Here is a 22,605-nt window from a genome sequence, read left to right on the forward strand (position 1 = left end):
TGTTCGCCGACGACCTGTCGCACCTGAAGGACCGGCTGGCTCCCTTCCCGCTCGCCGAGGCGCGGGCCGAGATCGCCCGCAATCTCGGCAAGCCGCTGGAGGCGATCTTCGCCGAGATCGGCGAGCCGGTCGCCGCCGCCTCGCTGGCCCAGGCCCATCCGGCGACGCTGGTCGACGGGCGCAAGGTCGCGGTCAAGGTGCTGCGCCCGGGGATCGAGCGTCAGGTCGAACGCGACAGCGCGGTGCTGCGTCTGGCCGCGCGGCTGGCCGAAACCCTGGCTCCCGCCTCGCGCCGCCTGCGGCCCACGGCCTTCGTCGAGGTGGTGATCAGGGCGCTGGCGCTGGAAATGGACCTGAGGTTCGAGGCCGCCGGCTGCGCCGAGCTGGGCGAGGCCATGGCGGCCGATCCCTATATGCGCGCGCCCCGGGTCTGCTGGGAGGGCGTCGGCAAGCGGGTGCTGACCCTGACCTGGGCCGAGGGCGTTCCGCTGTCCGATCCGGCCGCCCTTGAGCTGCCTGGCCTCGACCGCAAGGCGCTGGCCGAGAACGTCACCCGGGGCTTCCTGGCCCAGGCCCTGGACCATGGCCTGTTCCACGCCGACCTGCACGAGGGCAATCTGTTCGTGGCCGCGCCGGCCTCGATCGTCGCCGTCGACTACGGCATCGTCGGGCGCCTCGGCCCCGGCGAGCGGCGCTATCTGGCCGAAATCCTGTACGGCTTTCTCAATCGCGACTACGCCCGGATCGCCAAGATCCATTTCGACGCCGGCTACGTGCCGGCCCACCAGGACATGGACGCCTTCGCCCAGGCCCTGCGCGCCGTCGGCGAGCCGGTGTTCGGCCGGGACGCCCGCGAGGTCTCGATGGGCCGGCTGCTGGCCCAGCTGTTCGAGATCACCGCCCTGTTCGACATGGCGCTGCGCCCCGAACTGGTGCTGCTGCAGAAGACCATGGTCACGGTCGAGGGCGTCGCCCGCCGCATCGACCCCGCCCACGACCTCTGGGCCGCCGCCGACCCGGTGGTGCGCCGCTGGATCGCCCGCGAACTGTCGCCCGCCGCCAAGGCCCGCGACTTCGCCGAGGAGGCCCTGCGCGCGATCAAGGCCCTGGCCCGGCTGGCGGAAGCGCCGCCGACGCCCGCCGTGGTCGTCGAGCGCGCCCACACCGGGCCGCTGCTTTGGTTCCTGGTCGGCGCGGCGGCCGCCGGCGCGGCCTTCGTGACAGGCCTGCTGCTGGCGCGCTGACGCCGATCAGCCGGCCGCCGGCGCCGGCCCCCCCGCCCGGGCGGAGGTCGGGCGCGACACCTCGGCCGCGAAGTTTCGACGATCGCCTCGAGCAGCGCCTCCGGAGGACCCGTCCCGGGGCCGCTCGGAGCCCGTCTGCTTCAAATGGGCTCATTCGAAACAGATGAACAGGCTCGATTTCTTACATTCAGAGCGTGCTAGCCGCCGAAGCCGCTCACACTTTCGGCTACCACGCTCTAACCGTCCGCCTGGTCACGGCGCTTCGCGGCGGTCGCCCGTTTGGCCTCGCGGGCCTTCTGCTCGTCCCAGTAGGCCGCGCCCTCGTCCGGCTTGAACATCGTACGCGGCGCGCCCTCGCGCGAGACCACCGCGAAGACATTGCTCTTGGGATCATAGATCAGCAGGTCGCCATTGGGCCGCTTCAGGGTCTCGGCGCCCTTGGGCGGATCGCTGATGAAGGCGTGGACCTTGGCGACATAGTCGTCGGCGCTGCGCGCTCCGAAGGTCCGGCCGTTGCGCTCGAACGATCGCTGGGCGTTCTCCTCGGCCGAGCGGGTGCGGTTGGCCGCCCAATAGGGCTTGCCGCCCACCAGCTTGACCGGCGCGTCGCGCGGGTCGTCGCGATCGCGCCCGCGCTCGGCCGTGGCGGGCTCGCTCCCCGGCCCCGAGGTCGAGACGCCGGCCTCCGCGCGCTCGCCGGCTTTCGGCGCCTTGACCGCCGAGCCGCCGTTGTCGCACGCGGCCAGACCCGCCAGCAGCAGAACCGCCGCCGCGCCGACCGAAACTCGTCTTACAATCTTCATGATCGTATTGGCTCCTCTTCTCTACCTGTGCGTTTATTGAACGAAAGCGGAACAAGAGTCGAGTCCCGATCTTTGCCTCTGGCGCTTTGCCGCGCGGGTAGGCATCTGCTGGGGTCGAGAGCGCCAGACGCGGAGCGGAAAGTGGCCGAGAAACGGGTTCTTCTGATCGTCGGCGGCGGGGTGGCGGCCTACAAGGCGCTGCTGCTGACCCGCCTGCTGCGCAAGGCCGGGATCGGCGTGCGGCCGATCCTGACCAAGGCCGGGGCCGAGTTCGTCACGCCGCTGTCCCTGGCCGCCCTGGCCGAGGACAAGGTCTATCAGGACCTCTTCTCGCTGACCGACGAGCACGAGATGGGCCATATCGAGCTGTCGCGCTCTGCCGACCTGATCGTCGTGGTTCCGGCCACGGCCGACCTGATCGCCAAGGCGGCCCAGGGCCTGGCCGGCGACCTGGCCTCGACCACCCTCCTGGCCACCGACAAGCCGGTGCTGATGGCGCCGGCGATGAACGTGCGCATGTGGCTGCATCCGGCCACGCAACGCAATATCGCGACGCTGAAGGCCGACGGCGTGACCTTCGTCGGCCCCGAGGAGGGCGCCATGGCCTGCGGCGAGTTCGGGCCCGGACGCCTGGCCGAGCCGGAAGCGATCTTCGCGGCGATCACGGCGATGCTGGCGGGTCCGGCGGCGCGGCGGCTGGCCGGCAAGCGGGCCCTGGTCACCGCCGGGCCGACCTTCGAGCCGATCGATCCGGTGCGCGGGATCACCAACCGCTCCAGCGGCAAGCAGGGTTTCGCGATCGCCGAAGCCCTGGCCAGGCTGGGCGCCGAGGTCACCCTGGTCGCCGGACCGGTCGCCCTGCCGACGCCGCTCGGCGTTAGCCGCGTCGATGTCGAGACGGCGCGGGAGATGCTGGCCGCCAGCCAGGCCGCCCTGCCCGCCGACGTCGGGGTCTTCGTGGCCGCCGTCGCCGACTGGCGCGTGGACGAGGCCTTCGGGACCAAGCTGAAGAAGGAAAAGGGCGGTCCGCCGGCCCTGACCTTCGTCGAGAACCCCGACATCCTGGCGACCCTGTCGGCCAGCGGGCCTCGTCGCCCCAAGCTGGTCGTCGGCTTCGCGGCCGAGACCGACCATGTCGAGGACCACGCCCGCGCCAAGCTGGCCCGCAAGGGCTGCGACTGGATCATCGCCAACGACGTCAGCCAGCCCGGCGTGATGGGTGGGTCGGAGAACGCCGTGCTGCTGATCACCCGGGACAAGACCGAACGGTGGGAGCGCGCGGCCAAGGACGAGGTCGCCGATCGGATCGCCGAGCGGATCGCGACGGCGTTGGCTTAAGGGCGGCGACAACCACGGAAAACGGCCAGGCGACGCCTGGCCGTTCCCACAGGTGTCGAAGACGGAACGCCTAGTACTTGATCTTCAGCCGCGCGTACCAGAATCCGCCGTTCATGCCGAACGGACCGCCCGAGCGCGGATAGATCTGGCCGTCCGCCGTGCTGCCGGTCAGGGCGTAGATCGGGTTGGCCGTGGTCGGCGCCAGCTTGTCCGGGTAGTTGTCGAACAGGTTGTTGGCGCCGAGCGTCAGCGTGTACTTGTCGGCGAGCGTGTAGCTGACGTCGAAGTCGGCGGTGACCTCCGAGCCGAAGATCTGGCCCGGATAGTCCTGCTCGGTGCTCCAGCTGCTGTAGTAATTGCCGCGGGCGTTGAGCGTGAAGCCGCCGACCGAATAGCTGGCCGACAGGTTGGCGCGATGCTTGGGCGTGATGTTCTCGATGTCGTAGATCCGATCCGCGCCGATGGCGGCCGGGTCGAACTTGGTCACGGTGCTCTTGTTGTAGCTGTAGGCCAGGGTGAGACTCAGCGGGTTGCTCAGCAGCTCGGTCCTGTAGCTGGCCACCGCGTCGACGCCCTTGGTCTTGGTGTCGAAGCCGTTGGTGAAATAGGCCACCGCGCCCCCGACCCCGACCGCCGAAAGGGCGGGCTGAGCGACGATGTCGGCGGACGTGACATCGAAGGTGCTGGTGATGCTGATGCGGTCCCTCACCTTGATCATGTAGCCGTCGACGGTGACCGTGAGGTTGCTGAGCGGATTGAGGATGAACCCGACGCCAAGGTTGGTGGACTTTTCCGGGGTCAGGGTCTTGGCGCCGAAATACTGGGCGATGGCGCTGGTCACCGGATAGGTGCCGGTCTGAACCTGTTCGCCGCCGGGGGCGAAGGCGGTCGTCAGGATCTCGGTGTTGCTCTGGCCGGGCGACGGGGCGTGGAAGCCGGTGCCCACGGTGCCGCGCAGCGAGACCGTGTCGGAGAGCTTGTAGAGGGCGTTGACCTTGCCCACCACCGTGTCGCCGAAGGTGTTGTACTTCTCGTAGCGGCCCGCGACGCCGACCGTGAAGGCCTTGGTGACGTCGGTCTCGGCGCCCAGATAGACGCCGAAATTGCTCTGGGTGGAAGTCTTGGCCGAGGCGGGGCTGGTGCCGCCATAGCCGCTGGCGCCGGGCGACTTGGTGGCCGATTCCGGCGCGCCATTGACGATCGAGCGCGTATAGACGCCGGGCGAGACCTGCACATAGAGCGGCTGCACGGCGTAGGGGCCGGCGGCGTAGGACTGCAAGTCCCCGGCCGTGGCCTCGTACTCCTCGTGCCGGTATTCGCCGCCGCCCGACAGGGTGACCGGACTCGCGAGGCCAAGCTCCAGCGGATAGGTCAGGTCGAGGTTCAGGTTGACCTCGCGCTGGATCAGCTTGCCGAACTTGAACTCCGTCTGGCTCTTGGGGCCGAACGAGGCGTTCAGCGACTGGGTCATGGCCAGATCGAGCGAGTTCTTGGCCACCGTGCCGGACAGGTCGTAGGTCAGGCCGCTGTCGGCCTTACCCTTCACGCCCATCGTGCCGTAGAACTGTTCGACGACGCCCTGGAAACGCGGGGTGAAACCCGCCGGATACAGTGTGGTGAAGCTGTAGGTGTTGGAGTCCTTGACGAACCCGCCCGCCGGGCAGGTCGCGTTGCCGGTCGGGCACGGGGTCAGATAGATCGGCGCGAAGGCGCCGTTGCGACCCGGTGAGCCCGTGGCCGGCTTGCCAGTGCCGTTGTCGATGGCCAGCGGCGTCGGGGCCGAGATCGGCGAGCGATAGTTGAAGCTCTGGTCGGCGTCGCGGTGGCCGACATTGGCCGTCAGATAAAGGCTGGTGTTCTCGTTGACGTCGTAGCCGGCGTTCAAGAACAGCTTGTAGCCGTTGGTCGGCGACGTGCCCCAGATCTGAGCGGGACCCGGATAGTTGGGGATTTTCGACGCCAGGCTGGGGTTGGTGGCCGCCAGAACCGCCGCTATGGGCCGGGTCGCGCCGCGGCTGGTCTGACCGTCGTCGAAATACTCGCCCGACACATTGACGAAGCCGGAGTCGAACAGCTTGAAGCCGGCGTTGACGGCGAACTGATAGCTGCGGCCGTCGCCGGCATAGGTCTTTCCATAGCGCGCCTGCGCCTCGAGGCCGCTGTCGCTGTCGCGCAGGCTGTAATTGATCACGCCGCCGATGGCGTCGGAACCGTACTGCGCGGTCGCGCCGTCCCGCAGGATCTGCAGATCCTTGATCGCGATCGACGGAATCATCGACAGATCGACCGCCTGGGCGCCCAGCGACAGGGCGGTGTCGCCGCCGGTGACGACCTGAACCAGCGCCGAGCGGTTGTAGCGCTTGCCGTTGATCATCACGAGCACCTGGTCCGCGCCGAGGCCGCGCAACGACGGCGCGCGCACGAAGGTCGAAGCGTCCGAGATGGTGTTCTGCGGCACGTAGAACGACGGGACGATGTTCTTGACCACGTCCAGCATGTCGGCCGCCGGCTGACGGGCGAGCTCCTCGCCGCCGAAGACATCGATCGGGGACGGCGAGTCCGCCACCGACCGGTCGGTTCTCCGTGTCCCGAGAATGATGACCTTTTCGACCTCGGTGTTGCCCTGTTCGGCGGTGGCGATGGGTTTATCCGGCTCTGCGGGTAAACCCGCCGCCTGGGCCACATCCGTGAAAGTCAGGCTAAGAGAGAAAGCAGAGATACTCGAAAGCAGTACAGTTCGTAAGCACTTGGTCATGCCAACCCCCTCTTTGCGCTATTTCGCGCGGTTGCTATGACTCTGTTTTGTTCCCGACGTGATTTTGTTGTTCTTTAATAAGATAGTTGGCGACGCATTCGCATGACGCCGCCTGGGAACATTTCGTCAGTCGCAAAAGGTTCGCAATGGTTACGGCGCCTGTCGGGTTGTAACCGGGCGTTGAAGGGCGCGGGCGCCCCTTTGCGCGGCGCCTTGTCCTGGACTTCGCCGCGCGATGACCATGATTGTGGCGCCCGGACCCCTGACCCGGCGATCCGCGTCGGTGGCGGCGCTCGCGAGGAGTCGGCGTCAAGCCCTGGCCCCGAACCGGCCAAATCGGCTACAGGCGGCCTGTCGCCAGAACAGGAACGTCCGCATGTCCGCCATCCCCGCCGGCCTCGCCATTCGCTTCAAGCGTTGGGACGGCAACGCCGATCTGCCGATCCCCGCCTATGCCAGCGCCGGCGCGGCCGGATTCGACCTCAGAGCGCATGTGCCCGACGAGGCGCCGCTGACCCTGAAGCCCGGCGCGCGCGCCATGGTGCCGACCGGGTTTTCGGTGGCGGTTCCGGACGGCTACGAGATGCAGGTGCGCCCGCGCTCGGGCCTGGCCTTCAAGAACGGGGTGACGGTGGTCAACGCGCCGGGCACCGTGGACAGCGACTATCGCGGCCAGGTCTGCGTGCTGCTGATCAATCTGGGCGAGGAGGACTTCACGATCCGCCGAGGCGACCGCGTCGCCCAGGGAGTCATCGCCGCGGCCCCGCAATGGCCGCTGGTCGAGGTCGAGGATCTGGACGAGACCGACCGCGGCGCCGGCGGGTTCGGCTCGACCGGCGTCTAGGCCTGTCTGGTTCGAATGGAGTCGTTCGAAACAGATAAACAGGCTCGATCTCAAGCCTTCAGAGCGTGCTAGCCGCCGAAACCGCTCACATTTTCGGCAAGCACGCTCTAGTTCACGGCCGGGTGGATCGCCCGCAGGCCCAGCATCAGATAGCCGCCAAAACCGGCGGCGAAGGCGGCCGCGGCCATCCACAGGATGGGCCGGATCATGTCCAGGGGCGTCTCGCCGATCGGGGGATGGGTCTTCATCGGAACCTCCTGCAGCCTCGGGGCGGAACCGGCGGACACTGAACGCCGGAGGAGATACGCGCTCCCGAGCCGTTGGTTGCGATGGGGAGCGGCTAATACTCTGTCGTGATTCCGACGCAAGCGGAAATTGTGGCGTGGTGTCGCATGGCGAAGCTTCGCGATCACCGTGGCCGCGCGGACACGTCCGGCGGCGGGAACTTCCCCGGCGGTATTGATTTCTGGACGGGTGCGTCCATTTATCCCTTGAAGGGCGAGCCGGACCTTTGTATCCGGCGCGCTCGAAACCTCTCGACATGGGTCCGTCATGGCGTCGTCGGAAAATTCCGCGGATAAGAAGCGTAAAATCGTGCCGATGGTGGCCGGTGGCGTGATCCTGGCCGGCGTGGCCGTGGGCGGCGCCTTGTGGTTCCTCGACAAGCAGCACTTCGAGACGACCGACAACGCCTTCGTCCAGGCCGACACGGTCGCGGTCAGCCCGCAGGTGTCGGGCTATGTGGCCGAGGTGCTGGTGACCGACAACCAGCGCGTCCAGGCGGGCCAGGTGCTGGCCAAGATCGATCCGGCGACGTTCCAGGCGCGGGTCGATCAGGCGATCGCCAACGCCGGCGCGGCCGACGCGGCGATCCGGGCCATCGACGACAAGTCGAGCCTGGAACAGGCGATGATCGCCCAGAAGGCCGCCGGCGTGACCAGCGCCCAGGCCGACGCCAGCCGCGCCAAGGCCGACCTCGACCGCTACAACAGTCTGGCCACTCAGGGCTGGGTCTCGCAGCAGAAGGTGCAGACCACCCGGGCCGCCGCCACCCAGTCGGCCGCCGGCGTCAGCAGCGCGCAAGCCGCGCTGGAAGCCGAACGGCGCGCCGCCCAGTCGCTGGGCTCGGCCAAGGCCCAGGCCGTGGCCCAGGCCGCCGCCGCCCACGCCGCCGTCGAACAGGCCAAGCTCGACCTGGAGCGCACGGTGATCCGCGCGCCGGTCGCCGGCGTGGTCGGCGCCCGCTCGGTCCGTCCGGGCCAGCTGGTTCAGCCGGGCGTGGCCCTGATGTCGGTCGTGCCGCTGGGCCAGGCCTATATCGTCGCCAACTTCAAGGAGACCCAGGTCGCCCGCATCCGGGTCGGCCAGCCGGTCGAGATCAAGGCCGACGCGTTCGGCAAGCAGAAGATCGTCGGCAAGGTCGACAGCTTCGCCCCCGCCACCGGCCAGGAGTTCGCCCTGATCCCGGTCGAGAACGCCGTGGGCAACTTCACCAAGATCACCCAGCGTCTGCCGGTCAAGATCGCCGTCGACCGCAGCCAGCTCGGCGCGGCCCTGCGTCCCGGCCTGTCGGTCGAGATCAAGGTCGATGTCCGCGACCGCTCGGGTCCGTCGTTCGCCGAGGCCGCCCAGGTGGCGCCGCAGGTCGCCCGCCAGGGCGTGGACCGCTAGGCGGCGGCGCGTCATGACCGACGCCGCCCTGCCCGCCGCCGCCGCCGTTGCTCCGCCCAAGCCCGAAGTCGATTGGGGCAAGCTGTTCCTCGGCTTCGGGGCCATGGTCATCGGCCAGTTCATGGCCATCCTGGACATTCAGATCGTCGCGGCCTCGCTGCCGCAGATCCAGGCCGGCGTCGGCGCCAGCACCGACCAGGTCAGCTGGATCCAGACCGCCTATCTGATCCCCGAGGTCGTGATGATCCCGCTGTCGGGATATCTGTCGCGGCTGTGGGGGACCCAGCGCCTCTATCTCGCCTCGTGCACCGGCTTCATCGTCATGAGCGTGCTGACGGGCCTCAGCTCGTCGATCGACATGATGATCCTGACGCGCGCCCTGCAGGGCTTCATCGGCGGGGCGATGATCCCGACGGTGTTCGCCGTGGCCTTCACGGCCTTTCCGCCCGAGCGGCGCGTGACGGCCAGCGTGATCATGGGCCTGATCGTCACCCTGGCCCCGACCGTCGGCCCGACCCTGGGCGGCCACCTGACCGAGGCGCTGTCCTGGCGCTGGCTGTTCTTCATCAACGTCCCGACCGGTCTGCTGGTGCTGTTCGGCGTCGCCCGCTGGGGCGCTTTCGACAAGGGCGATCCGAGCCTCGCCAAGGGCTTCGACTGGTTCGGCCTGGCGGTGATGGCCGTCTTCCTGATGAGCATGCAGTTCGTGCTGGAGGAAGGCGCCAAGAACGACTGGTTCGACGACGCCGGCATCCTCTGGCTCACCGTGCTGGCCGCGATCGGCGGCATCGTCTTCGTCTGGCGGCAGCTGACCTACAGCAACCCGATCGTCGAGCTTCGGGCCTTCGCCAACCGCAACTTCTCGGTCGGGGTGGCGATGACCGCCGTTTCCGGCGCCAGCCTGTTCGGCGGCACCTTCCTGCTGCCGCAGTTCCTGGGCCGCGTGCGGCACTATTCGGCGTCGGAGGTCGGCACGACGATGATCGTCTCGGGCCTGTCGATGTTCATGACCGGACCGCTCGCCGGTCGTCTGGTGCGCAAGACCGACCCGCGCATTCCGATGTTCGTCGGCTTCCTGCTGGCGGGCTTTGGCATGTACATGGCGCACGGCGTGACAGCCAACTGGGGCTTCTGGGAGTTCGCGGGCGTCCAGGCCTGCCGCGGCGTCGGCGTGATGATCGCCATGATCGCCACCCAGCAGATCACCATGAGCACCCTGCCGCCGCAGATGGTCAAGAACGCCTCGGGCCTCGTGAACCTGGCGCGCAACACGGGCGGGGCCATCGGCCTGGCCCTGCTGGCCACCTCGATCAGCCAGCAGACCGCGCTCTATTACGACGACCTGACCTCGAAGGTGACCCAAGGCAGCGCCGCGGCCGGCATGATGGCGGGTCTGCACGAGCGCATGATGCAGCTGGGCGTTTCCGACCCCGGCGGCGCGGCGCGCAAGGCGATCGGCGGCATGCTGCAGCAGCAGGCGACCGTGCTGGCCTTCGGCGACAGCTTCACCCTGCTGGCGATCGGCTGTTTCCTGGCCGCGTTCGTCTCGCTGTTCGCGCGGCCGGCCAAGAACGCCCCGCCACCGCCGTCGGACGCCCACTGATGCCCGGGTTCCGCTGATGCCGAGGGTTCCGGGACAGATCGACGTCGTCAAGACCGAGGCCATTCTCGACGCCGCCGTCGAGGTGATCGGCGAGCGCGGCCTGGCCGCGCCCATGGAGGCGATCGCCCGCCGCGCGGGGGTCTCCAAGCAGACGGTCTACAACCATTATGGCTCGAAGGCCGAGCTGATGCGGGCGCTGATGCAGCGGCGGGTCGAGGCGATCACCTCGGCGCTGCGCGAGCCCGGCGCCATGGACAATCCGGCCGAGGCCTTGGAAGCCTATGCCCGCTCGATGCTGGAGACCGTGACCACCGGCAAGAGCTATTCGATGATGCGCGTGGTGATGCTGGGCGCGGGCGAGATGCCGGACGTGGCCCAGGAGGTGTTCGAGTCGGGACCCCGCGCCGCCCGCCGGCAGCTGGCGGAGTTCCTGCGGATGGAAACCGAGCTGGGCCGTCTGAGGGTCGAGAATTTCGAGCAGGCGGCGGAGTTCTTCACCGGCATGGTCATGGGCCACAGCCAGATGCGCTCGCTGCTTCGCCTGCCGTCGGAAAAGACCGTCGAGGAGTACGGCCGCTTCGCTAAGGAAGCGGCCGAAAGGTTCATCCGGGCCTACGCGCCGTAGGGCCTGTCTGTGCTAGCCGCCGAAACGCTCGCACTTTCGGCTATCACGCTCCCAGGATCACGCCTCTTCCTGATCCGGCATGCCCATCATATGGAAGCCGGCGTCGACGTGGACGACCTCGCCGGTGGTCGACTTGCCGAGGTCCGAGGCCAGCCACAGGGCGCAGCCGGCGACGCCTTCCATCGAGGTGTCTTCCTTCATCGCCGAGAACGCGCGGCCCTGGGCGATCATGCTGCGGCCGCCCGAAATGCCGGCCAGGGCCAGGGTGCGCATGGCCCCCGCCGAGATGGCGTTGGCGCGGATGCCCTTGGGACCCAGGTCGCGAGCGATATAGCGGGTCGCCGCTTCCAGCGCCGCCTTGGCCACGCCCATGGTGTTGTAGTTCGGGATGGTCCGCTCGGATCCCAGATAGGTCATGGTGATCAGCGAACCGCCGTTCGGCATCAGCTTCGACGCGCGCTTGGCGACGTCCACGAAGCTGAAGGCCGAGATGTTCATGGCCAGCAGGAAGCCTTCGCGGGTGGTGTTGTCGACGAACGAGCCCTTCAGCTCGTTCTTGTTGGCGAAGGCCACCGAGTGGACGACGAAGTCGATCGTGCCGAATACCTTCTCGATCTCGGCGAAGGCCGCGTCCATCGAGGCGTCGTCGGTGACGTCGGCGGGGATCATCGTCTTGACGCCGATGCTCTCGGCCAGCGGCCGCACGCGGCGCTCCAGTTCCTCGCCCTGATAGGTGAAGGCCATCTGCGCGCCCTGGGCGGCCAGTTGGCTGGCGATGCCCCAGGCGATCGAGTTGTGATTGGCCACGCCCATCACGAGGCCCTTCTTGCCCCGCATCAGCTCGCCCTTGGGGAACGCGTAATCGTCGGCCATGTGTGGGCCCTCTTTGGCAAATCGTTGTCCGCTGGTTAGCAGGGGCCGGCGCGGGGCGGAACCCTTCAGCGACCTTTCGGCCCCGGGGCGAGCCGGGCATAGACCGCCTCCAGCGACCGGGCGAAGGCCACGGGATCGAACAGGGTCGAGGCCCGCACGGCCTCGGAGACGCGACGCTTCAGGCCTGGCTCCCCCGCCAGGGCGAGCGCCTTGGCGACATAGTCGGCCTCCGAACCCGCGATCAGCTCGGTCAGGCCAAGGGCGGTCAGGAGACTGGCCCCGACCCGGCTGGCGAAGCTTTTTCCCGGCAGGGTCAGCACCGGCAGGCCCATCCGCAGCGCGTCGCTGGCGGTGGTGTGGGCGCCGTAGGGCCAGGTGTCGAGGACGAGGTCCGCCAGGGCGTGCCGCGCCAGGTGCCGATCGTTCGGAACGGGCTCGGCGAAGATCAGGCGGGCCGGATCGATCCCCGCCTCGCCCGCGTGGACGCGAAGATTGTCCGCGGCCCCCGGCGCCCCGGCATAGAGCCAGAGCACGCTGTTCGGCTCGGCTCGCAGGATCGCCATCCACACGGCGAACACCTCCGGCGTGATCTTGGCCGGGTTGTTGAAGCAGCAGAACACCGCCGCGCCCTCCGGCAGACCGGCCTCCGCGCGGCTCGGCGGCGGCGGTAATACCGAGCCGAGGCTGTCGTTGGGCTGGTAGCGCGGCAGGCGCGCCACCGTCTCGGACCAGTCGGCCTCCGCGCCGGCCGGGAGGGTGACGGAGTCGGCGAGGACGATATCGGCGTGGGTCCCGAGGGTTCCGGGGTAGCCCAGCCAGCTGACCTGCACGGGCGCGGCGTGATGGGCCAGGATCCCCGGACGGCTGTCCTGGGTGTAGCCCTTCAGGTCCACCGCGATATCGACGCCCAAGGCGCGGCACGTCTGGGCGATCGCCGCGTCCGACAGAGGCCTCGCGTCTAGCCAGTGCTCGCAGGCCGCGCGCAGTCGCGCTTGCATCGGTCCGCCGGTCTGGGGTCCGTACGAGACCGCGTGGACCTCGACCCTTGACCGGTCGTGGGCTTCCAGAACGCCGGCCAGCAGCCGCGCCGTGGCGTGCTCGTGAAAGTCCGAGGACAGATAGGCGATCCGGATCCGCTCGCCGGCGGGTCTGACCGGCCATACCGGCTCGGGGCCCCTCGGCGGCGCGGCCAGTTCGGCGCAGCGGCGGTGCAGGGCCGGATCGTCGAACACGGCCAGGGCCGCGAACGGGGCGATGGCCAGGACGCCGGACCGCAGCGCCGCCTCGACCCGCCCCTTCAGCTCGGCGTCGTCGCGCCAGTCGCAGGTCTGGCGGCGCGCCCACAGGAGATCGCCGATCGCGCGGGGATGGCGCGGATCGATCGCGATCACGCGCGCCCAGTCGCTGGCCGCCTCGGCCGGGCGGTTCAGGAGCGACAGAAGGACGGCGCGGTTGGCCGACGGCCCCGCCTCCCCCGGCGCCGTCAGAACCGCGCGATCGGCCGCCGCCAGGGCCCCCTCGAACTGGCCCAGACGGCGCAGCGAGACGGCCAGCGCGTTGAAGACGGGCGGGTTGTCCGGATCGGCCGCCAAGGCCGCCCGCGCCGCCGCGACGGCCTCGTCGTCGCGATCGAGCGCCGTCAGGGCCAGGGCTCGCGCCGAGAGAAGTCCGGGCCGACGGGGGTCGAGGGCCAGGCCCGCCTCCAGCGCGTCGAGGGCCGCCTGGGCCTGGTTCAGGCCCAGCCGAGACACGCCGAGCAGGTGCCAAGCCTCGACCGTCGGCGTGACCTCGACCAACCGCTCGCACAGGGCGGCGGCTTCGGCCAGCCGGCCGGCGCGATAGAGGGCGAAGGCCTCGCGGGCGGTCGCCAAGCTCGCCTTAGTCGACGCGGCTGAAAATCAGCGTGCCGTTGGTGCCGCCAAAGCCGAAGCTGTTGGACATCACCGTCTCCAGCGGCTTGTCGACGCGCTGGCGCAGGATCGGCAGGTCGGCGAACTCCGGGTCCAGCTCCTCGATATGGGCGCTCTCGGCGGCGAAGCCGTTCTTCAGCATCAGCAGCGAATAGATCGCCTCCTGCGCCCCGGCCGCGCCGAGGCTGTGGCCGGTCAGGGACTTGGTCGAGGAGATCATCGGCGCCTTGTCGCCGAACACCTCGCGCACCGCGCCCATCTCCTTGCTGTCGCCAACCGGCGTCGAGGTGCCGTGCGGGTTCAGATAGTCGATGGTCCGGTTGCCGGCCTCGGCCATGGCCAGCCTCATGCAGCGCACGGCGCCCTCGCCCGACGGCGCGACCATGTCGTAGCCGTCCGAATTGGCGGCGTAGCCCACCAGTTCTGCATAGATCTTGGCGCCCCGCGCCTTGGCGTGCTCGTACTCTTCCAGCACCACGATGCCGGCGCCGCCGGCGATCACGAAGCCGTCGCGGGCCTTGTCATAGGCGCGGCTGGCCACGGCCGGGCGGTCGTTGAAGTTGCTGCTCATGGCGCCCATGGCGTCGAACAGGTTCGACAGGGTCCAGTCCAGCTCCTCGCAGCCGCCGGCGAAGATGATGTCCTGCTTGCCCAGCTGGATCTGCTCGGCGGCCGCGCCGATGCAGTGGGCGCTGGTCGCGCAGGCCGAGCTGATCGAATAGTTGATCCCGCGGATCTTGAACCAGGTCGACAGCACCGCCGACGGGCCCGAGCTCATCGCCTTGGGCACCGCGAACGGGCCGATGCGCTTGGGACCCTTCTCCAGGGTGGTGGCGGCGGCCTGGACGATGACGCTGGTCGAGGGGCCGCCCGCGCCGACGATCAGGCCGGTGCGCTCGTGCGAGATCTCGCTCTCGGCGAGACCCGAGTCGGCGATGGCCTGCTCCATGGCCACGTGGGCGTAGGCCAGGCCCGGCGACAGAAAGCGCGCCGCCCGGCGGTCGACCAGGCTTTCCCAGTCGATCTGGGGCGCGGCGTGGACCTGGCAGCGGAACCCCCGCTCGGCGTAGTCCGGGGCTGCGACCACGCCCGACTTGGCTTCCCGCAGGGACGCCAACACCTCATTGGCGTTGTTGCCGATGGACGAGACGATTCCCAGTCCGGTGACGACGACGCGACGCATGCCTCTAATTCCTCTTCTCCCCCCAAAACCCGTCAGGGGCCGGCTCTTTCGATGCTGGAGGGACGCTGAAACCGGTCTCGATTTTCAGCGACTGCCCTCCAAGTAACGACCGGTCTCGTCTAACGGATCAACCCATCTGCTCGGCGGTGAACAACCCGACCTTCAAGTCCTTGGTTTCGTAGATGACCTTGCCGTCGGCTTCCATCACCCCATCGCCGATTCCCATGACGAGCTTACGCATGATCACCCGCTTCAGGTCGATCTTGTAGACGACCTTCTGGATGTCCGGCGTGACCTGACCGGTGAACTTGACCTCGCCGACGCCGAGGGCGCGGCCTCGGCCCGGCGCGCCGGACCAGCCCAGGAAGAAGCCGACCAGCTGCCACATGGCGTCCAGCCCCAGGCACCCCGGCATGACCGGGTCGCCGATGAAGTGGCAGGCGAAGAACCAGAGGTCGGGCTTGATGTCGAATTCCGCCTCGACATAGCCCTTGCCGTACTTGCCGCCCTCCGCCTCGATCCGGACGATCCGGTCGAACATCAGCATCGGCGGCACGGGCAGCTGGGCGTTGCCGGGGCCGAACATCTCGCCGCGGCCGCAGGCCAGGAGTTCTTCGAAGGTGTAGGCGTTCTTCTGCATGAGGACGCCCTAGCACGGCGGCGGGGCGGGCCTCAACGGTTCCTGTCGCGGCGCGTTCAGGCCCGACCTACCCCGCGTGACATTGGACGGCGGGATCGGCGCCCCAGATGTCGCTCTCCCGCGCCCAACCGGCCGAGCCGTCGGCGCGCAGCTTGCACCAGCCCTTCTCGCATTTGTCGAGCCCGGCCACCGCGCGGGCCTTCAGATAGGCGCTGACCTTGGCCCCCGGCTTGGGGGCGGCCAGCAGCGGCAGGGCCGTCGGCTGCGCCCGCATGGCCGTCCGGCGGCCGTCGGTGGTGCGCTTGTGCACCCAGGCCAGGCCGCCCTCCGGATCGCAGATCCGTCGCCACTCGCGCGTTTCGGCCACCACCTGCACCGGCAGCCCCTTGGCGTGATAGATCCACAGCAGCTGGTGCGCCTCGTCCGGGCCGTTGCGGGCGTTGACCTCGGCGTATTTCAGCGAGACGTAGCGCGGCACGTCCAGGCCCGAGGGCGTGATCCTCGGCCCCTCCGCCCGCGCCGGTCCCGTCGCGATCAGAAGCGAGAGAGCGACCAGAAGCGCGCCTTGTTTCAAATTCGACGGCATGTTGCTTGGCCCCCTCGGGCCCCTTTGATACAGCTTTTCAAACGCCCGTCAGAGAGAGCTTTTCAAACGCCCATGGCCGCCCGCAAGCTCAAAGTCATCGTCACCCGCAAGCTCCCCGATCCGGTCGAGACGCGGATGTGCGAACTGTTCGACACCGAACTGAACGTCTCCGACAAACCCTTGACGGCGGATGAACTGGTCGACGCGATGGGCCGCGCCGACGTGCTGGTGCCGACGATCACCGATCGAATCGACTCGCGTCTTCTGTCGCGATCCGGCGATCGGCTCAAGCTGATCGCCAATTTCGGAGCCGGGGTCGACAATATCGACGTCGCCACGGCCAACGCCCGCGGCATCATCGTGACCAACACCCCCGGCGTGCTGACCGAGGACACCGCCGACCTGACCATGACCCTGATCATGGCCGCCTCGCGCCGGATCGTCGAGGGCGCCGAGGTGGTCAAGGCCGGCGGCTTCCACGGCTGGTCGCCGACCTGGATGCTGGGCCGCCGCCTGTGGGGCAAGCGCCTGGGGATCATCGGCATGGGCCGCATCGGCCAGGCCGTCGCCCGCCGCGCCAAGGCCTTCGGCATGCAGGTGCACTATCACAACCGAAAGCCCGTCAGCCCCCGCATCGCCGAGGAGTTGGGCTGCACCTACTGGGAAAGTCTCGACCAGATGCTGGCCCGGATGGACTTCGTCTCGGTCAACTGCCCGCACACGCCGGCCACCTACCACCTGTTGTCGGCCCGGCGCCTGAAGCTGCTGCGTCCGCACGCGGTGCTGGTCAATACCGCCCGGGGCGAGGTGATCGACGAAGGCGCCCTGGCCAACATGCTGGCCAAGGGCGAGATCGCCGGCGCCGGTCTCGACGTCTACGAGCACGAGCCGGCCATCAACCCCAAGCTCCTGAAGCTGCCCAACGTGGTGCTACTGCCGCACATGGGCTCGGCCACGGTCGAGGGCCGCGTCGACATGGGCGAAAAGGTCATCGTCAACGTCAAGACCTTCATGGACGGGCATAGGCCGCCGGATCGGGTGATCCCGGCGATGCTTTAAGGCGTAGCCGTCGCCGGCGGATGCGCCGCCAGCCAGGCCATCAGGTCGGCCGCGGAGCGGTCCGGAATCTGCTCCATCGGCACATGGCCGACGCCCGGATAGAGGATCAGGGTCGCGCCGGGGATGGCCTTGTGGAACTTCGCTCCGTCGGCGGCCGGGATGATCTTGTCCTCCTGACCGACCATGACGAGGGTCGGGACGTGGATCCGCGACAGGTCCTCGGCGGTCGCGATCCGGCGGGCGCGCTGGCCCAACAGGATGTCGCGGTGGCCGGGCGCGCGCGCCAGGTCGACATAGCGATCGACCAGGGCCGGGGTCACCAGCCTGGGATCGACATAGCCCGCGTGCAGACCCTGCCGCGCCAGCGGCCGGATCTCGATGTCGCGCAGCAGGCGGCGGCCGAGCGGGTTGCCGAGGATGTTGAACACCGCCGCGCCGCTCTTGCGCGTCGAGGGCCAGCCGGCGGCGTCGACCAGAACCAAGCGCTCGACCCGTTCGGGATGATCGAGGGCGTAGGTCCAGGCGACCTGCCCGCCCATCGAATTGCCGGCCAGGGTGAACCGCGAGACGCCGAGCCGCGCGGTGAGCGTATCGACCACCGCCTCGAAGCCGTTGGCCGGCAGGACATAGCCTGGCGGCGTCCGCGTCAGGCCGTGGCCCGGCAGGTCCAGCACGATGACGCGATACGAGCCCGACAGCGCCTTGACCCAGCCGTCCCAGGCCTGGACCGAGGCCGCGAAGCCGTGGACCAGTACGATCGCCGGCGCGTCGCGGGGGCCAAGGTCGCGATAATGGACCCGCGGCCCGCCCGGCAAGTCCATGTAACGGGAGTCCGGATAGGCGTAGCGCGCCTCCAGCGTCGCGTAGGGGATGTCCGGCCGCTGCAGCAGAAACCAGGCGCCCGCCGTCAGCGCGACGATCACGCCCAGAGCGATCAGCAGACCGCGACCCAGCCTTTTCATGCGTCTCCCCCGATCTCGAACGATCGTATGAGGGATAACGAACGGCGTTAGCCCAGCGGCGTCAAGCGCAGGCGGGACAATGCGGGTCCGCGCCGATCCGCACCGTGCGGGTCTCGGCGGCGAGGGCGTCGTAGATCAGCAGCTTGCCGGACAACGGTTCGCCCGCGCCGGCGATCAGCTTGACCGCTTCCAGCGCCATCATCGCGCCAATCACGCCCGCGAGCGCTCCAACGACGCCGACCAGGGCGCAGGTCTCGGCGTCCGGCGGAACCTCGGGCACCAGGCAGCGGTAGCAGGGCTGGCCGTGGAACACGCCGACCTGACCGGTCCAGCGACCCAGCGCCCCGCTGACCAGGGGCTTGCCGTGCGCCAGACAGGCGTCGCTGACCGCGAAGCGGGTGGAAAAGTCGTCGGTCCCGTCCAGCACCAGGTCATACCGGGCGACCAGGGCGCCAGCGTTGGCGGCGTCCAGCCATACCGGATGGGCTTCGACAGCCAGGTGCGGGTTCAGCGCGATCAGCCGCTCGGCCGCCGCCTCGACCTTGGGGCGGCCGACGTCTGTCGTGGCGTACAGCACCTGGCGCTGCAGGTTCGACAGCGAAACGGCGTCGGGATCGACGAGCCCCAGGGTTCCGACCCCGGCCGCGGCCAGGTAGAGCGCGGCCGGCGCGCCCAGCCCGCCCGCGCCGATCATCAGCACGCGGGCGGCCTTCAGCTTCTGCTGGCCCGGGCCGCCGATCTCGCGGAGCACCAGATGGCGGGCGTAGCGCTCGACCTCGCTGTCCGAAAAACTCACGGCGCTTGACCCTCCGGTCCGGCCTCGCCACATGCGAGGGCATGCAAAACAACAGCTCTTCGTTTCCGGACTGGCACGGCACGACCATTCTGGCGGTGCGCAAGAACGGCTCGACCGTGATCGCCGGCGACGGACAGGTCTCCATGGGCCCAACCGTCGTCAAGGGCAACGCCCGCAAGGTGCGTCGCCTGGCGGGCGGCAAGGTGGTGGCGGGCTTCGCCGGGGCCACGGCCGACGCCTTCACGCTCATCGAGCGGCTCGAGGCCAAGCTGGAGCAATATCCCGACCAGCTGGCCCGCGCCTGCGTCGACCTGGCCAAGGACTGGCGCACCGACCGTTATCTGCGGCGCCTGGAGGCCATGCTCTTGGTCGCCGACAAGACCGCCATCTACACCGTCACCGGCGTCGGCGACGTGCTGGAGCCGGGCGAGAGCCCGGGCGGCGCGGCCGTGGCGGCGATCGGCTCGGGCGGCAACTACGCCCTGGCAGCCGGCAAGGCGCTGATCGACCAGGATCTTTCCGCCGAGGAGATCGCCCGTAGAGCCATGGGCATCGCCGCCGAGATCTGCGTCTATACGAACGGTAACCTGACCGTCGAAAGCTTGTAGGCTTTACTCCCGCCGGGAGGATTTCCGCATGCTCAAGACCGTTCTCGGCATCGGCCTGACGGCCATGCTCGTCGCCTCGGCGCAGGCCGCCCCCAAGCGCGTTCAGACGCCCGCCGCCGAGGTCGAGGCCGCCGAGCGCGCTTTCGCCGCCGACGGCTTGGCGCTGGGCGTTCGGGACTCGTTCCTCAAGCACATGGCCGACGACGCGATCGTCTTCGCCCCTGGTCCGGTCAGCGCCAAGGCGCTCTACCAGAAGCGCCCCTCCCGCAAGACGCCGAAGCTCGAATGGTGGCCGCGACGCATCGTGGCGGCGCGGTCGGGCGACCTAGCCTTGTCGGTCGGTCCGTGGGCGCTCAACGACAAGCGCGGCGGCTACTACGCCACGATCTGGCGGCGTGAGCCGAGCGGCGCTTGGAAGTGGATCTATGACGGCGGGGCGGCGGCCGATCCGAGCCCCGCGCCGGGCCCGGAAGCCCGCACCCTTCTGGACGCGGCCGCCAGGACCGGAGAAGCCTCGGCGGCCATGGCCTTCGACAAGGTTCGCGCCAGCGAAGCGCGCCTCGCCGAGGCGGCCGCGCAGGACCCGCCCGGCGCCTATCGCGCCGTCCTCGCCGCGGACGCTTGGCTGCTGGGCCCCGAGGGAACCGAAGGCCTCACGCCGAATGTCGTCGCCAAAAGGCTCGAGGCCCGCCCCGAGCGCCTGGTCCTGACCCTGCGCGGCGGCGGCGCGTCGCGAGGCGGCGACTTGGTCTGGACCCACGGCGAGGCCGGTTGGGTCAACCACGCGGAAACGATCGAACACGCGCACTATATGCATGTCTGGCAGAAGCGCCCCGAAGGGTGGCGCCTGATCTTCGAGGCCCTGATCAACGACCCATGACCGAGTTTTCCCCCCGAGAGATCGTCTCCGAACTCGACCGCTACATCGTCGGCCATACCGAGGCCAAGAAGGCCGTCGCCGTGGCCCTGCGCAACCGCTGGCGCCGCCGCCGCGTCCCGGCCGATCTGCGCGACGAGGTGACGCCCAAGAACATCCTGCTGATCGGCCCCACCGGCGTCGGAAAGACCGAGATCGCCCGGCGCCTGGCCAAGCTGGCCCAGGCTCCGTTCCTGAAGGTCGAGGCCACCAAGTTCACCGAGGTCGGCTATGTCGGCCGCGACGTCGACCAGATCGTCCGCGACCTGGTGGAAAGCGCGCTCGCCATGGTCCGCGACAAGCGCCGCGCCGCCGTGCCCGCCAAGGCCGAGGCCGCGGCCGAGGACCGCATCCTCGACGCCCTGACCGGTCCCGGCTCGACCGCCGCCCGCGACGCCTTCCGCAAGAAGCTGCGGGCCGGCGAGCTGGAGGACAAGGAGATCGAGCTTCAGCTGGCCGACACCGGCGGCCAGAGCTTCGAGATCCCCGGCCAGCCCGGCGCGGCGGTGTTCAACCTGTCGGAAATGATGAAGTCGTTCGGCGGCGGCCGCACCAAGACCCACAAGACCACGGTCGCCGGCGCCTGGGCGCCGCTGATCGCCGAGGAAAGCGACAAGCTGCTGGACCAGGAGGCCCTGACCCAGGAGGCCCTGGAGCTGGCCGAGAACCACGGCATCGTCTTTCTGGACGAGATCGACAAGGTGGCCAGCTCGTCGCAGCGCTCCGGCGCCGACGTCAGCCGCGAGGGCGTGCAGCGCGATCTGCTGCCGCTGATCGAGGGCACGACGGTCTCGACCAAGCACGGGCCGGTCAAGACCGACCACATCCTGTTCATCGCCTCGGGCGCCTTCCACGTCGCCAAGCCCAGCGACCTCTTGCCCGAGCTGCAGGGCCGGCTGCCGATCCGGGTCGAGCTGAAGGGTCTGTCGCGCGACGACATGCGCCGCATCCTCACCGAGCCGGAAGCCAATCTGATCCGCCAGCACCAGGCGCTGATGGCCACCGAGGGCTTGACCCTGGCCTTCACCGACGAGGCGATCGACGCCCTGGCCGACGCGGCCGTCGCCGTCAACGGCTCGGTCGAGAACATCGGCGCGCGCCGCCTGCAGACCATTCTGGAAAAGGTCGTCGAGGAGATCAGCTTCACCGCCGCCGACCGGAGCGGCGAAACGGTGACCGTCGACGCGGCCTATGTGAACGAGCGGGTCGGCGCCCTGGCGGCGAACACGGATCTGAGCCGGTTTATTTTGTGATCTAGAAATCCTCTCCCCGAGGGAGAAGATTTTTGCTCACCCCGCCGCCGCCACCGCCTCCATTCCCAAGATCGCCGCCTTGCGGGCCAGGCCCCAGTGGTAGCCGGTGAGCCGGCCGCTCTTGGCGATGGCGCGGTGGCAGGGGATCAGCAGCGAGATCGGATTGGCCCCGATCGCGCCGCCGGTGGCCTGGAAGGCGCCCGGCTTGCCGGCCCAGGCCGCGACCTGGGCATAGGTCGCCGTCTCGCCGGCCGGGATCCGCAGCAGCGCCTTCCACACCTGGACGTGGAACGGCGAGCCGATCAGCACGACCGGCAGGGGTCCGTCCCCGCCCGCGAAGGCGCGCAGGGCCATGGCCTTGGCCGCCGCATCCTCTCGCGTCCAGTCGGCGGCGGGAAAACGGCGGTGCATGTCGGCGAAGGTCGCCGCGTCGTCGCCGTCCGAGAAGGCCAGGCCCGCCAGGCCCCGCTCGGCGATCACGAACAGGCCCCGGCCGAACGGCGTCGGCGCCCAGCCCCAGGAGAGCTTCATGCCCGCCCCGCGCCGGCGCACCTCGCCCGGCGTGACCGCTTCCTGGGCGATGAAGAGGTCGTGCAGGCGCGAGGGGCCCGAGAGGCCCGCGTCGAAGGCCGCGTCCAGCACCGTGCCGCCGGCCTCCAGCGAGCGGCGGGCCTCGGCGTGGGCGATGGCCGCCACGAAGGCCTTGGGGCTGACCCCGGCCCAGCGGGTGAAGATCCGCTGGAAGTGGAACGGCGACAGACCCACGGCCTGGGCGGCTTCGTCCAGCGACGGATGGTCGGACCACCGCTCGGCCAGCCAATCGAGGGCCCTCGCCATGCGCTGGTAGTCGGTCGAGCGCTCGGCGAGACGGACCAGCGCCTGGCTCGCCTCGTCGGAGATCGAAATGGGGGATGCGTCGTAGGCCATGCTCATAGG

At 69.2% G+C, this 22,605-nt stretch carries 21 protein-coding genes; 10 read left to right on the plus strand and 11 right to left on the minus strand.

The window, feature by feature from the left end:
- Positions 1–1,244 (plus strand): AarF/UbiB family protein (locus tag Q0V34_RS02015; protein WP_297506993.1); only part of this gene is annotated, 1,244 nt, incomplete at its 5' end.
- A 236-nt stretch (positions 1,245–1,480) separates the two neighbouring features.
- On the opposite strand, the gene Q0V34_RS02020 is transcribed toward Q0V34_RS02015, so the two are convergent.
- Positions 1,481–2,047, minus strand: coding sequence for a hypothetical protein (locus tag Q0V34_RS02020; RefSeq protein WP_297506995.1), 567 nt, complete (start codon positions 2,045–2,047; stop codon positions 1,481–1,483).
- Between the two features lie 141 nt (positions 2,048–2,188).
- Here Q0V34_RS02020 and coaBC point away from each other — a divergent pair, with 141 nt between their 5' ends.
- On the plus strand, positions 2,189–3,385 hold the full coding sequence (gene coaBC, locus Q0V34_RS02025; RefSeq protein ID WP_297506997.1) for a bifunctional phosphopantothenoylcysteine decarboxylase/phosphopantothenate--cysteine ligase CoaBC: 1,197 nt from the start codon (positions 2,189–2,191) through the stop codon (positions 3,383–3,385).
- A 70-nt stretch (positions 3,386–3,455) separates the two neighbouring features.
- On the opposite strand, the gene Q0V34_RS02030 is transcribed toward coaBC, so the two are convergent.
- Complete coding sequence (locus Q0V34_RS02030; RefSeq protein ID WP_297506999.1) at positions 3,456–5,951, minus strand: TonB-dependent receptor; 2,496 nt, start codon at positions 5,949–5,951, stop codon at positions 3,456–3,458.
- Between the two features lie 565 nt (positions 5,952–6,516).
- Between Q0V34_RS02030 and dut the strand changes: the two genes are divergently transcribed.
- The gene (gene dut, locus Q0V34_RS02035) at positions 6,517–6,984 is read left to right on the plus strand and encodes a dUTP diphosphatase (RefSeq protein WP_297507001.1); all 468 of its coding nucleotides are present in this window, start codon (positions 6,517–6,519) and stop codon (positions 6,982–6,984) included.
- A gap of 107 nt (positions 6,985–7,091) precedes the next feature.
- On the opposite strand, the gene Q0V34_RS02040 is transcribed toward dut, so the two are convergent.
- Positions 7,092–7,232 (minus strand): hypothetical protein, encoded by a 141-nt coding sequence (locus tag Q0V34_RS02040; RefSeq protein ID WP_297507003.1) that lies wholly within the window; start codon positions 7,230–7,232, stop codon positions 7,092–7,094.
- A 304-nt stretch (positions 7,233–7,536) separates the two neighbouring features.
- On the opposite strand from Q0V34_RS02040, the gene Q0V34_RS02045 reads away from it, so the two are divergent.
- From Q0V34_RS02045 to Q0V34_RS02055, 3 genes are read left to right on the plus strand one after another with little or no spacing between them, the layout of a single operon-like run.
- Positions 7,537–8,655: an HlyD family secretion protein gene (locus Q0V34_RS02045; protein ID WP_297507005.1), complete on the plus strand. Its 1,119-nt coding sequence runs from the start codon at positions 7,537–7,539 to the stop codon at positions 8,653–8,655.
- A gap of 13 nt (positions 8,656–8,668) precedes the next feature.
- The gene (locus tag Q0V34_RS02050) at positions 8,669–10,258 is read left to right on the plus strand and encodes a DHA2 family efflux MFS transporter permease subunit (RefSeq protein WP_297507007.1); all 1,590 of its coding nucleotides are present in this window, start codon (positions 8,669–8,671) and stop codon (positions 10,256–10,258) included.
- Between the two features lie 16 nt (positions 10,259–10,274).
- Positions 10,275–10,883, plus strand: coding sequence for a TetR/AcrR family transcriptional regulator (locus Q0V34_RS02055; protein ID WP_297507009.1), 609 nt, complete (start codon positions 10,275–10,277; stop codon positions 10,881–10,883).
- A 57-nt stretch (positions 10,884–10,940) separates the two neighbouring features.
- On the opposite strand, the gene Q0V34_RS02060 is transcribed toward Q0V34_RS02055, so the two are convergent.
- The 5 genes from Q0V34_RS02060 to Q0V34_RS02080 form a co-directional block, all read right to left on the minus strand.
- A complete protein-coding gene (locus tag Q0V34_RS02060; protein ID WP_297507011.1) occupies positions 10,941–11,756 on the minus strand; it encodes an enoyl-ACP reductase in 816 nt (271 codons plus the stop codon).
- Positions 11,757–11,821: 65 nt separating this feature from the next.
- Positions 11,822–13,627 (minus strand): tetratricopeptide repeat protein, encoded by a 1,806-nt coding sequence (locus tag Q0V34_RS02065; protein ID WP_297507013.1) that lies wholly within the window; start codon positions 13,625–13,627, stop codon positions 11,822–11,824.
- A 7-nt stretch (positions 13,628–13,634) separates the two neighbouring features.
- The gene (gene fabB, locus Q0V34_RS02070; RefSeq protein ID WP_297507015.1) at positions 13,635–14,849 is read right to left on the minus strand and encodes a beta-ketoacyl-ACP synthase I; all 1,215 of its coding nucleotides are present in this window, start codon (positions 14,847–14,849) and stop codon (positions 13,635–13,637) included.
- 127 nt (positions 14,850–14,976) lie between these two features.
- Positions 14,977–15,489: a 3-hydroxyacyl-[acyl-carrier-protein] dehydratase FabA gene (gene fabA / locus Q0V34_RS02075; RefSeq protein WP_297507017.1), complete on the minus strand. Its 513-nt coding sequence runs from the start codon at positions 15,487–15,489 to the stop codon at positions 14,977–14,979.
- Positions 15,490–15,556: 67 nt separating this feature from the next.
- The gene (locus Q0V34_RS02080; RefSeq protein ID WP_297507019.1) at positions 15,557–16,075 is read right to left on the minus strand and encodes an SH3 domain-containing protein; all 519 of its coding nucleotides are present in this window, start codon (positions 16,073–16,075) and stop codon (positions 15,557–15,559) included.
- A 72-nt stretch (positions 16,076–16,147) separates the two neighbouring features.
- On the opposite strand from Q0V34_RS02080, the gene Q0V34_RS02085 reads away from it, so the two are divergent.
- Positions 16,148–17,134: a D-glycerate dehydrogenase gene (locus Q0V34_RS02085; RefSeq protein WP_297507021.1), complete on the plus strand. Its 987-nt coding sequence runs from the start codon at positions 16,148–16,150 to the stop codon at positions 17,132–17,134.
- Here Q0V34_RS02085 and Q0V34_RS02090 read toward each other — a convergent pair.
- Positions 17,131–18,096, minus strand: a complete 966-nt coding sequence (locus Q0V34_RS02090; RefSeq protein WP_297507023.1) for an alpha/beta fold hydrolase — start codon at positions 18,094–18,096, stop codon at positions 17,131–17,133. The two genes, Q0V34_RS02085 and Q0V34_RS02090, sit on opposite strands and share 4 nt — an antisense overlap.
- 61 nt (positions 18,097–18,157) lie before the next feature.
- Positions 18,158–18,892, minus strand: coding sequence for a molybdopterin-synthase adenylyltransferase MoeB (locus Q0V34_RS02095; RefSeq protein WP_297507025.1), 735 nt, complete (start codon positions 18,890–18,892; stop codon positions 18,158–18,160).
- A gap of 5 nt (positions 18,893–18,897) precedes the next feature.
- Here Q0V34_RS02095 and hslV point away from each other — a divergent pair, with 5 nt between their 5' ends.
- The 3 genes from hslV to hslU are packed head-to-tail and all read left to right on the plus strand — an operon-like array spanning position 18,898 to position 21,669.
- Complete coding sequence (hslV, locus tag Q0V34_RS02100; protein WP_297507027.1) at positions 18,898–19,500, plus strand: ATP-dependent protease subunit HslV; 603 nt, start codon at positions 18,898–18,900, stop codon at positions 19,498–19,500.
- A 28-nt stretch (positions 19,501–19,528) separates the two neighbouring features.
- A complete protein-coding gene (locus Q0V34_RS02105) occupies positions 19,529–20,380 on the plus strand; it encodes a DUF4440 domain-containing protein (protein WP_297507029.1) in 852 nt (283 codons plus the stop codon).
- Positions 20,377–21,669, plus strand: a complete 1,293-nt coding sequence (gene hslU / locus Q0V34_RS02110; protein ID WP_297507030.1) for an ATP-dependent protease ATPase subunit HslU — start codon at positions 20,377–20,379, stop codon at positions 21,667–21,669. Before Q0V34_RS02105 ends, hslU begins: the two co-directional genes overlap by 4 nt.
- Positions 21,670–21,705: 36 nt before the next feature.
- Here hslU and Q0V34_RS02115 read toward each other — a convergent pair whose 3' ends face one another.
- Positions 21,706–22,602: a methylated-DNA--[protein]-cysteine S-methyltransferase gene (locus Q0V34_RS02115; protein ID WP_297507032.1), complete on the minus strand. Its 897-nt coding sequence runs from the start codon at positions 22,600–22,602 to the stop codon at positions 21,706–21,708.
- Positions 22,603–22,605: the final 3 nt, after the last annotated feature.

This window comes from uncultured Caulobacter sp., assembly GCF_947036865.1.
Lineage (GTDB): Bacteria > Pseudomonadota > Alphaproteobacteria > Caulobacterales > Caulobacteraceae > Caulobacter.